This is a genomic window from Spirillospora sp. NPDC000708 (assembly GCF_040299565.1).
Lineage (GTDB): Bacteria > Actinomycetota > Actinomycetes > Streptosporangiales > Streptosporangiaceae > Spirillospora.
Genome location: NZ_JBEPCJ010000249.1, coordinates 1 through 1,192, shown reverse-complemented (window position 1 = coordinate 1,192; position 1,192 = coordinate 1). Strand labels below are relative to the sequence as shown.

At 75.8% G+C, this 1,192-nt stretch carries 1 protein-coding gene and 1 pseudogene; both read left to right on the top strand.

Features of this window, described 5'->3' with window-relative positions; translation table 11 throughout:
- Positions 1-767: hypothetical protein (locus ABT299_RS52760; RefSeq protein WP_500255494.1), on the top strand; the 767-nt coding region annotated here is incomplete at its 5' end.
- Positions 764-1,192, top strand: a pseudogene (locus tag ABT299_RS52755) (fumarylacetoacetase); the annotation flags it as partial. The gene ABT299_RS52760 and the pseudogene ABT299_RS52755, both read left to right, overlap by 4 nt.

Sequence of the window (1,192 nt, the reverse complement as noted above, 5' to 3'; positions counted from 1 at the left end):
CCGACGCCGTCCCCGCCCACCGCCGGCACCGGTCCGCCCCGTACGCCGCGCTCGTCGGCCCGCTCGTGCTGCCCGCGACCGCGCTGGACCAGCTGTACCCGCTGGTCGCCGGCGACCCGCTCGACCTGTCGATCACCGCGCCGAACGGGCCCGCGCAGGCGGCGCGGGCGGTCGCGGCCGCCGCGGACCTGCCGGTCGCCGTGCACGCCGTCGAGGTGGCGGTGCCGACCGGGATGACGGCGGCCGACCTGCTGTGCGGCCTGGAGCGCATCGACGTCCCGGTGTTCGTGGAGGTGCCGCGCGACGAGCGCCGTCCCGCGGTCATCGCCGCGCTCGGCGAGGCCGGGCACCGCGCGAAGTTCCGCACCGGCGGCGTCCACGCAAACCTGTACCCGGCGCCGGACGAGCTGGCCGCCGCGGTCCTCGCCGCCGTGCGCGCCGGCGTCCCGTTCAAGGCGACCGCCGGGCTGCACCACCCGGTCCGCAACACCGACCCGGAGACCGGCTTCCACCAGCACGGATTCCTCAACCTGCTGCTCGCCACCGACGCCGCGATGCACGGCGCCGGCGCCGCCGAGGTCGCCGCCGTCCTCGCCGACCGCGACGCCGCGTCCATCGCCGCCCGCGTCGCCGGCCTCGGCGAGGCGCGGGCGTCCTTCGCCCGCGCGCGCTTCCTGTCGTTCGGCACGTGCAGCATCACCGACCCGCTCACCGAACTCGCCGCCCTCGGCCTCCTCCCCGCCTCACTCCTCAAGGAAGACGCATGACCCGTATTTCGGTCCCGGACGGTTCGCTCTACGGGCTCGACAACCTGCCGTACGGGGTGTTCTCGCCGGCCGGCGGCGAGCCGCGCGTCGGCGTCCGGGTGGCGGACTCGGTCGTCGACCTCGCCGCCGTCCTCGGCGACGGCGTGTTCGCCCGGCCGTCGCTCAACGCGTTCATGGAGCAGGGCCACGAGCGGTGGGTCGAGGTCCGCGAGCACGTCATCGACGCCGTGGCGGACGACCTGCCGGACGGCGCCGTCCACGCCCTGGACGCGGTGGCGCTGCACCTGCCGTTCGAGGTCGCCGACTACGTCGACTTCTACGCCTCCGAGCACCACGCGTCCAACCTCGGGCGGCTGTTCCGGCCGGACGCCGAGCCGCTGATGCCGAACTGGAAGCATCTGCCCGTCGGCTACCACGGCCGCGCG